Annotated in this window: 1 pseudogene; it reads left to right on the top strand. The window is 72.7% G+C overall.

Annotated features, from left to right (window positions below):
- A pseudogene (locus FLO80_RS23655) lies at positions 1-619 on the top strand (hypothetical protein); the annotation flags it as partial.

The raw sequence follows: 619 nt of genomic DNA, 5'->3' as shown, positions 1-619 counted from the left end.
TGCTCAAGGGCGCCAGCCTGGATAACAGCGACGGCCAGTTGATCAGCCAGGGCCGGCTCGACGCCATCCTCGGCGGCGCCCTGGTCAACACCGGCGCGGCGCGCCTGGCCAGCGGCGGCGACCTGCTGCTGCGCAGCGCCAGCGTCGACAACCGCGGCGGCAAGCTGGTCAGCCAGGGGCTGCTGGAGATCAGCGCCGGCAGCCTCGACAACAGCGCCTCCGGCACCCTCGCCAGCGCGGCAAGCTGGTCAGCCAGGGGCTGCTGGAGATCAGCGCCGGCAGCCTCGACAACAGCGCCTCCGGCACCCTCGCCAGCCAGGCCGGCATGAGCCTGCGCCTGGTCGGCGGCGCCCTGCGCAACCAGCAGGACGGCCTGATCTTCAGCCAGGCCGGCGCCCTCGAGGTGCAGGCCGGCAGCCTGGACAACCGCCAGGGCACGCTCCAGGCCCAGGGCGACAACCAGCTGCGTATCGGTGGCGCGCTGGACAACCAGGGCGGCCGCCTGGACAGCCGGGCCGGCAACCTCGACCTGCAGAGCGGCAGCCTCGACAACGGCGCCGGCGGCGTGCTCAACAGCGCCAAGGGTTGGCTGAAGCTGGTCACCGGGCTGTTCGACAAC

It is taken from the genome of Aquicoccus porphyridii, assembly GCF_008369105.1.
GTDB lineage: Bacteria > Pseudomonadota > Alphaproteobacteria > Rhodobacterales > Rhodobacteraceae > Aquicoccus > Aquicoccus porphyridii.
Note: the sequence above shows the minus strand (reverse complement) of the source record. Positions and strands in the feature narration are given on the sequence as shown.